This is a genomic window from Desulfobacterales bacterium (assembly GCA_030066985.1).
Taxonomy (GTDB): domain Bacteria; phylum Desulfobacterota; class Desulfobacteria; order Desulfobacterales; family JAHEIW01; genus JAHEIW01.
Window position 1 is genome coordinate 38,005 of record JASJAN010000026.1, and the last position, 8,594, is coordinate 46,598.

Consider the following 8,594-nt stretch of genomic DNA (forward strand, 5'->3'; position numbering starts at 1 on the left):
AGCTGGACCCATTCAAGTGTCCGGCATTCATGGTCGTTGTAATTGAGGGCGGTCATACCAATAAATATCATACATAATTGAATTGAGGACTGATAAATGGCCAAAGCAGAGCGGGAAAATCTTACTTACCGTGGATTGATACAATCCGCTGATGGGGTCATCACCAAAATAGTGGATTCAAATTCCCGGGAAATAACTTTCCAAACGACTTTCGGCTTAAACGATCCGCTTGTTGCGCGACTGGAAAAACAATCCGAGCATATTGTTTTTAGCGAACGATCCAGAATTGCCCGTCTGGGTGTCCAGATCAAATGCGAACCGCCGACAGCCGAAGCCTTGGCAGGTGATCAGATCACTTTAAACCAAGTGGCCTCACCGGTCATTCCAGGCTATCCTGGACTCAAAGCGTTGCGTGAATTTATTACCCTGGGATTGCCGGTCGGGCGATTGGTATTCTGCGATCCTGAAGCGCTTTTGACCTCTGATGAAGTTTTAGAGGCCATCGAACACTCCCAGCTCAAATTACCGGCTTCCACCACGATTTCAGCCGACGGCAGTATCGTGATTGCTCCCCACAAAGTCATCTGCGAGTTGAAGGAGCCCCTCGATCAGGAAGCACTGGGGCGTATATTGCTTCGCGAAGACGGACGGGAACTGTTAAATCGCTACCAGGTGCGCAAATCGGTAACAGCGCTCAATATTGCACCCGGCGAAGGTGCTGTGACGACCTGCTCCATGTATCTCAATGAGCATTATGTTGTTTTGCAAAGCGGTTTTGAATTGGGCCGAAATTTACCGGCCACAGTTCTGGACCCCATCAAGACCCGCGGCATTCGCATATATCTGGAAATCGTCAACCACACACGTCATCCCATAGTGAATCCGCTGATCAGCGCCAAAGTGTACAATGTTGCCAAATCCAAAAACAGCATGAATCCGGAAAAAAGCAGTGACAACGGTACTTTTTTCAGCTACCGGCAAATGCGCGAGCTGGAAAAGCGATTTGAGCCTCCCAAACCCATTAGTTGTCACTACCTGGACAAACCAGTCGCAATTATTGAAGATAAAATGAATGCCCTCAAAAATGCGCGCATCTATTTAAACGGACCCGACAGTGCCTGTGAAGCGACCCATGCATTGTGTGCGGTTGCACGCCGCGATTTTTCCCCGACCAGTGAATGCAATCATGAATATGCGACCTCCAAGCTGGCAGATAGCTTTAAAGATTCACCGGGTGTTATGGCCATCAAGTATTTCCCGAATTTAATTGAGCATCGCGATATCATCAATTTGGCCTGCGACGGAAAACTCAAGGCACTATATTTTTACGAGCCCTCCTGCGAGCATGGCCCGTTTCTGTCACAACTGGATCACAATCGCTTACAGGAATACCACGCGTTCGGCATTGAAGTGTATTGGGTATCGGGCTTGAACGGCTGCCTCATGGTCCACACCATGCGCGACGGCATGGGTTATTTCGTACTGCCTGAACGAATGGCTGATTTTCACAAGTCGATGCTGTTTGCCTTCTATGGCTCAAATATGCGGCTTTCAAAAGAGGGTCAGGGACGTCTGGGGCATCTAATGGATGCATTGATCGCATTCTGGGGCCAAAGCATCGGCATTGTTACCGGCGGTGGCAGCGGTGTCATGGAGCAAGCCAATACGCTGGCGCGCAACCGCGGTATTTTGTCCGGGGCCAATTTTTTGGATATTACCGATCAATCCATGACCACCGATGTCGATTTTTGTCAGGTCTTTCAGGCCACCTGTCGACACAGCCGGCAAAAATGGTTTGAGGTGGCATCTTTTCCGATTTTTAATGTCGGCGGTCTGGGATCCCTTGAGGAGCTGGGAATAACACTGTGCAATATGAAGCTTTCTATCCTGGAACAGGTGCCGGTCATTTTGTTTGATACCGAAAGCCGCAAGGGATACTGGAACGGCATTGATCAGCAAATTCAGGATATGGTCCATCATGGCCGGGCGCCCGCCTGGATTCAGGAAAATATTGTGATCACCGATGATCCTGAAGAGGTTGTTGAGGCCTATCGGACCCGCCTTCAACTCTTCTAAAACCCATCTAAAAAAACGCGTCTAAAGGGCCCATGGCTGTGTTGCGATTCGCCTCAAAATGCTCACATACTGACGTGTATGCTCCGCTTTTTCGCCGAAGCGCGCCTTGCCATGAACCCTTATCCACGCTTTTTTAGATGGGTTTAAATTTCTATTTTCTGGCACTGTTGTTTAGCTTTAGCCAGATTTTCGGTGAGGATTTTTTAAATTAGGTTGAGAGATATTTGCCTTTTCATCACCTCAATCTAAACAAGGTCTAATGCGAAATCCCGTCTTGTGCTTAAGCCCTTGTGGATGATCACCTATTTTTGAGACAACTTTAACTCTTTTCAAAAAATTTCATTATCGAGTACGAGGACGAGTACGAGATTAGGCAGCGGTCTTTCAATCATCCTCGGTATCCATTGCCAACTGCGCAGGATAATCAACTCTCGAGTTTATAGCGAATCCTGCAGACGCCATTTTCGAAGCTGGTGGAAGTTATTTTAAATATGCCGATTTCTGCGGTTGAACGGACATGCGGGCCAATGCAGGGGCAGTGGTCATAATCACCGATACTGACAATCCGAATTCTGTCTCCGGCATCGGGCGGCAGTTTTTCAACATTGAATCGTTTCTCTGCGTCTGATCTTGAGATAAAGTTTTCGCTCACCGGCAAATCGGATTGAATCCTTTGGTTGACCTGCTTTTGGATTTCCTCGATTTCAGCTGCGCTCAGGGCTTTGTCGAAATGGTAATCACACTTGGATTTTTTACGCTCAATGTGAGCGTTAAAGCAACGGCCGCATTGATACAACCGGTCCATTGTCTGGTTGAGAAGATGCTCGGCTGAATGCATTCTGGGATCGTATGTTTTCATCTCTTCACATTAATTATCATACAAGATTCAGGCTTGTATAAAAGCGCGTTGTCTCTAATTTGATCGTGCGATGGTTACTAAAATGATGTTATCCGTCGACCACAACCCCTTTTATGTCAGTTACCGTCAACCGGTGATGAAATTCCCGGATCAATTCGACGCTAGCCTCATGTTCGTAAATCTCACCTTGCGAGGTGATACCTCTGATCTTTCCATCGTGCAAAAAGAATTGCAATAGTTGTTTTCCGATAGCTTGGCGATCTTGCGATACGTTGACAGCTTTGCTGGCGGGTGTCGGTTGCGGCAATTTGTGACCGCTATCCACAAGGGATTTCATAAAGTTCACGATTCGCGTCAACCGCAACAACGTCACCGTTTCTTTGCGGGTGGTGGTGTGGGATAAGGGCAGGGCGCTGGACCGAAAGCAGGAGAAGGTTTCGGGCAGCAAACCCAAGGCGGCACAATGCGCATAATCTTTGCTGCCCGGTGCCGGGTAGAAGACGGAGGCACCGACCAGAACGCTACGCTTGCTCAAATACAGTAAATCATTCAGAGAATCGTCTGGTTTTTGAAACGGTGCCCCAATGATAATATAGCCGACTACCTGTAGACCGTTGCTGCAGGCTATTTCCAGGGCGCGTTCAAATGCGCGGCGAACATCCGGTCTTTGGAATCGATATAGTTGCGCAGCTTCCATGCTGCCCAGCGACAGGTTCAGTGTTCGAAAACCGGCCGCCCGCATGGCAACGATGACCTGCTCATCCAGAGTGGACGGCAGCAGCCCGTTCATGGCACGCAACTCCGGCAAAGCCCCCTTGAAGCGCTTGCGGATAGCTTCCAATAATTGCAGAAACCAGGCCCGCTCGAGCGAAAGATTTTCATCTTCAAAATCGATAAATCCAATCTCGGCCTGATCGGCTGCTTTTTCGATTTCAGCGATCACTGAAGCCACGCTTCTTCTGCGATAGCGAAAAGGCGATGCAGCCCCCATCGAACAATAGCTGCAATTCCAGGGGCATCCCCTGCTGGCAACCACCGCTGTGCTGGTTTTTTTGTTGCGACCGTAATAGCGCCGGGCGATCAGGTCGGTGGCCGGCAACGGGTAGTCTTCTAAATGCTCCATAATGGCCGGATCGCCGATATGCAGGCAGCCGTCCGATTTGCGGAAAACCAGACCGGGTATGTTTTCATATGACGACCCATCTAGAAGCGCTTTGGCCAGCAACGGCATTGACACTTCACCTTCGCCGCGGATGACAAAATCGACAGCTGATGAAGCCATCACCTGTTCGGGCAGCACACTGGGGTGGTGACCGCCAACGACGATCTTGCAGGTTGGATGATGGGTCTTAATCACCTTTGCAGTGCGGAGGGTCTCTGGCGCGTAAGCCGTAAAAAGTGAAGAAATACCCACCAGAAACGGCTGTGCGGTTTTAACCCGTTGCCCTATGGTGTCGAAGCTATAGCCAAAATGTTTGTAATTATGGAACAGGGCGAACGGGGATCGATCGGATCTATTATAGTAAGATTGTAAATAGGCCATTTCAGCGGGCAGCTTGAGTTTGCGCGATTTCTGGGTGGCCAGGGCATCCAGGATATGAACTGAAAAGCCGGCATCCCTCAAAGCGGCGGCAATGCCGGCCAACCCGAGGGGGATGGTGCGTTTGGTTGTTAAATAAAAATCGCGGATAGGCGGCTGCACAAGCAGGATGTTCGTCATATCTGCTGATGTCATGGCGCCCCCGATGAGCGCTGAAAGTGTTCTAATAATGGAATGAACTTATGATTGGCCCGGGGAAACGGGTACTGTTTGCATTCAGCGAGGCGGATCCAGCGAAATGCCTGCGGTCCGCGCAAATACACCCTGCCGGAGACATACTTGCAGCAAAACACCTCCATGACAATTTTAAAATGGGTATAGGCGTGTTTTACCTGCGTCAGATGGTGATCGATCTTTACCCGCAGGTTAACTTCCTCTTTGATTTCTCTTATACAGGCTGCAGACGCTGATTCACCATCTCTGATTTTGCCGCCCGGAAATTCCCATAAGCCACCCAGCAGCCCTTCGGGCTTGCGCTGGGTGATGAGAACTTGGTCATTTTTAAAAACCACCCCCACCGCAATATGATATTGCGGCGTGGCTGCGCGTTTTATCCGTTTCGGAAAAAGGGCCACCTGCTGGGTTTGATATGCCCGACAAATTTGATTTAGCGGGCAGACATCACAAGCGGGATGGCGCGGTTTGCAGATTAAGGCGCCGAGTTCCATCATGGCCTGGTTAAAGGTGCCCGGCCGCTTTACATCCAACAGCTTTTGCGCGGTTGATTTAAACCGGCGATAGGATTGGGGTTGATTGACCGCGGCGCTGATTTTATACAGGCGGGCCAGCACGCGTTTGACATTGCCATCCACCACCGCATATGGCTGCTCAAAGGCGATGCTCAGTACAGCAGCGGCGATGTAATCGCCCACACCGGGCAGAGCGTGAAAAGCATCCCAGGTGTCCGGTATCTTTCCGCTTTGCTGTTGGACAACGCTCTGTGCAGCCCGATGCAGGTTGCGGGCCCGTGCGTAATATCCCAACCCTTCCCACATTTTGAGAACCGACTGCCCATCCGCCTGCGCCAGGCGTTTTACGCTCGGAAATGCTTTAATAAAACGCCGGTAATATTTTAAAACGGTATTGACCTGGGTTTGCTGCAGCATGACCTCAGAAACCCATATATGATACGGGTTGCTGGATCGACGCCACGGCAAATCCCGCAGATTCTCTTGATACCAGGTTATTAATTGTTTTTGGAGAACTTTCAGATTTGCGCTGGTCATGGAACAGTTATCTCAGAATTTTTTTAAGAATGGAAAGTTTATTTTTATAAGGTGGATAACGCAAAGGCGGCTCGTACGTAAACGATTTTTTCATAATGCTTTTATGATGGGAGAACGTATCAAAACTGGCTTTGCCATGATAACACCCCATACCGCTGTTTCCCACCCCGCCAAACGGGAGATGGGCGTTGCCGGCCTGAATGACCGTATCGTTGATGCAACCGGTGCCGAAAGATACCGCATCAATCACTTGTTGACAGTTTTGCGGTTGGTTCGAAAAGATATACAGTGCCAGGGGCTTCGGGTGGGAATTCAACAGTGAAACAACCTCGGATAAATTATCAAATTCGAGCAGCGGAAGGATGGGACCAAAGATTTCTTCCTGCATAACCGGATGCTCCCAGGAAGGATCTTCGACCAGAGTTGGCGCGATATAAAGGTCCTGCGGGTCACTTTGACCGCCGAATACGATCCGACTGCCGTTCAGCAAACCAACCAATCGATCGAAATGGCGCCGGTTGATAATTCGGGCATAATCCGTGCTTTTATGGGGGTTGTTTCCATAAAACTGGCGCACGTATTTTTTAATGAGCTCCCGCAGTTTTTGGCTGCTGGATGTGTGCACAAGCAGATAATCCGGCGCAATACATGTTTGTCCGGCATTGAGAAATTTGCCGAAAACAATCCGGCGGGCGGCCTGATCGATATTGACATCCTGATCGACAATACAGGGGCTTTTGCCCCCCAACTCAAGGGTGACAGGAGTCAGATGCCTGGCAGCTGCGGTCATCACCAATTTGCCGACAGCAGCGCTGCCGGTAAAAAAGATATAATCGAAACGCTCTTCAAGCAACGCTTGACCCGTCTGGGCATCACCCTCGATGACGGCAATATAGTTATCATCAAAGTGAGAAGAGATGATTTCAGAAATTATGGCAGCTGTGTGGGGCGCATATTCAGATGGTTTAATGACACTGCAATTGCCGGCTGCAATAGACCCGATCAATGGCGCCAGTGACAGCTGCAACGGGTAGTTCCAGGAGGCAATGATCAAGGCGATCCCGTAGGGCTCAACATAAATGCGGCTTGAAGCCACCCACAGGACAAATGGTGTTTTGACACGCCGCGGCCGGGCCCATGAATTTAGCTTGCGACTGACCAGACGGATTTCATTCAAAATAAAGCCGACTTCAGACAGGTAGCCTTCATAGCCTGATTTAGAAAGGTCCTGGTTGAGGGCTTTTAATATGGCATCTTCATTTTGAATGATGGCCTCTTTTAGCCGTGCCAGGTTTTTTAGGCGAAATTGCAGATCTTTTGTGCGTCCTGATTGGAAAAATTGCTTTTGCGCTGCGAGGATTTTCGGGATGTCAATCATACGCTCACGAGCTGTTATTTTGATTTTAGCTATGATTTATTTTTTGCCCACAAGGCGATCAACCATTTCCTGGACATCTGAAGTGGGCTCTTTGCAGGCAAAACCTTTGCAGATATGGGCAGTGGCTTTGCCCTGGGCAAGCTCCAGGCCATCGGTAAAACCGGCAAATTTGGCCAGGCGCTCAGCATTTTGATCTGATTTGACCAGCGCGACCTTATGGGGCGCAAAATTAAGATTCAGGGCTGCCAGCATCTGCTGCGCATCGGTTTTGTTGGGATCACCGGTGATAACGACCTCCTGGCCCGGCCGCAGGGCAAAATCGACACCCAGCAGAAAATAGGTGAAAGCTGTTGGCTGAGCCTTTACCGTACCAGAAAACGCGCGCATTTGCTCCTGGGCTTTGGTGTCCCATTGGGGGTCACCGGTCAGACGGGATAACCACAACAGATTCAGCAAAGACACCGAATTGGCCGAGGGCATTGCGCCATCATACAATTCCTTGGGGCGCACCGGAAGGGCTTCGCCCTCATTTGCAGTCGAATAAAAGCCCCCTTTGTCGGGGTCCCAAAAATCTGCCAACATTTTTTCCTGCAAAGCAGCCGCTTTTTCAGCGTACGACAAATTAAATGTTGCCTGGTATAAGTTGAGCAGCCCGTGGATCAAAAAAGCATAATCTGCGGCCTGGGCTTCAACGGCCAGTTCACCTTCCCGGAAGCGGTGAAAAAGACGGTCGTCATCAGCCTGCATGCGGGTTAAAATGAACTGCGCTGATTTCTCAGCAGCAGCGGCGTATTCGGGTTTGTCCAGAACACGAGCGCCTTGCGAAAGCGCCGCAATCATCAGGCCGTTCCAATCGACTAAAATTTTATCGTCTTTTAGGGGGTGAATCCGCTTCTCACGAGCTGCATATAACTTCTGGCGTATCTGATCCCATTGTTCATCGAGCGCTTCGCTTGCCAGATTCAGCTCTCTGGCCCACTCGGTCAGGGGCCGGTCAAGATGGAGAATGTTGGCGCCTGTCTTTTGGCGGGTGGCCTCATCTTCAAAATTGCCATCCGGCTGCAGATTGAATATCCGACCCCATTTTGCAGCATCCTCTGTGTTGAGCACCTTTTGAAACGCGTCCAAATGCCAGACATAAAACTTGCCTTCCTCGCCTTCGCTGTCGGCATCTTCAGCCGAATAAAAGGCGCCCTCGGGTGATGTCATGTCCCGCAAAACATAGGTGAAAATCTCTTCTGCCGTTTGGGCGTAAAAGGGATTTTGGGTCACCTGGTAGGTTTCCAAATAGGTCTGGGCGATCAGGGCCTGGTCATAGAGCATCTTTTCAAAATGCGGCAGCAGCCAGTGCGTATCGGTGGCATAGCGGTGAAAACCGAAACCAACATGATCCCAGATGCCGCCCAAGCGCATGGCGGTTAAGGTTTTTTCCACCATGCTCAACGCTTTGGCTTC

At 49.9% G+C, this 8,594-nt stretch carries 6 protein-coding genes; 1 reads left to right on the forward strand and 5 read right to left on the reverse strand.

The genetic code is table 11. From position 1 onward, the window contains the following. Window positions 1-96 precede the first annotated feature (96 nt). Window positions 97-2,076: an LOG family protein gene (locus tag QNJ26_14645; protein MDJ0986778.1), complete on the forward strand. Its 1,980-nt coding sequence runs from the start codon at window positions 97-99 to the stop codon at window positions 2,074-2,076. 424 nt (window positions 2,077-2,500) lie between these two features. On the opposite strand, the gene QNJ26_14650 is transcribed toward QNJ26_14645, so the two are convergent. The 5 genes from QNJ26_14650 to QNJ26_14670 all read right to left on the reverse strand — a co-directional run. Then, entirely contained in the window at window positions 2,501-2,935 is a 435-nt protein-coding gene (locus tag QNJ26_14650) for a hypothetical protein (GenBank protein MDJ0986779.1), read from the reverse strand. 88 nt (window positions 2,936-3,023) lie between these two features. Next, complete coding sequence (locus tag QNJ26_14655; protein MDJ0986780.1) at window positions 3,024-4,670, reverse strand: radical SAM protein; 1,647 nt, start codon at window positions 4,668-4,670, stop codon at window positions 3,024-3,026. After that, on the reverse strand, window positions 4,667-5,761 hold the full coding sequence (gene mutY / locus QNJ26_14660) for an A/G-specific adenine glycosylase (protein ID MDJ0986781.1): 1,095 nt from the start codon (window positions 5,759-5,761) through the stop codon (window positions 4,667-4,669). The genes QNJ26_14655 and mutY overlap by 4 nt, the downstream gene beginning before the upstream one ends. A gap of 7 nt (window positions 5,762-5,768) precedes the next feature. Next, the gene (locus QNJ26_14665) at window positions 5,769-7,139 is read right to left on the reverse strand and encodes an aldehyde dehydrogenase (GenBank protein MDJ0986782.1); all 1,371 of its coding nucleotides are present in this window, start codon (window positions 7,137-7,139) and stop codon (window positions 5,769-5,771) included. A 36-nt stretch (window positions 7,140-7,175) separates the two neighbouring features. Then, on the reverse strand, window positions 7,176-8,594 hold a 1,419-nt coding region (locus QNJ26_14670), incomplete at its 5' end, for a thioredoxin domain-containing protein (GenBank protein ID MDJ0986783.1).